The sequence below is a fragment of the Xenorhabdus indica genome, from assembly GCF_014467235.1.
In the GTDB taxonomy this organism is placed as follows: Bacteria; Pseudomonadota; Gammaproteobacteria; order Enterobacterales; family Enterobacteriaceae; genus Xenorhabdus; species Xenorhabdus indica.
Genome location: NZ_NKHP01000127.1, coordinates 1 through 384, shown reverse-complemented (window position 1 = coordinate 384; position 384 = coordinate 1). Strand labels below are relative to the sequence as shown.

Annotated in this window: 1 protein-coding gene; it reads right to left on the bottom strand. The window is 45.3% G+C overall.

What is annotated here, in order from left to right:
* Window positions 1-186 (bottom strand): phage holin, lambda family (locus tag Xind_RS19815; RefSeq protein WP_246432649.1); only part of this gene is annotated, 186 nt, incomplete at its 3' end.
* Between the last annotated feature and the right edge of the window lie 198 nt (window positions 187-384).

Sequence of the window (384 nt, the reverse complement as noted above, 5' to 3'; positions counted from 1 at the left end):
AATCCCCCATGACAACGCCCCGCACAGAATGCCTTCTATCCATTTGTTTTTACGGTCTACCCCGTCATACACCAGACGTCCGTAACAAATGACGATAGCCAAAACAGAGCCGGATATTTGCGGCCACGAGTTTTTAAGGCCGTTCAATAAGTCAGCCCATAAATCAGGATTTTCTTTCATCTTCATAATCCACCCCATTGAGATAATGGGCGTCCGTGGGGTGAACGAGGGTTACCCCGGTGAGTTGTTGTTAATAGGAAAGGCTTAAAAGTTAAGCGGGTTTACTCATGTTCTTATCATAAACAACGATTCAACTGATTTTGTCGTTGTGCCCGATTGATGATTCGCACTCAGGCTACTGGTTAATGCCATTGACCAAAGGCA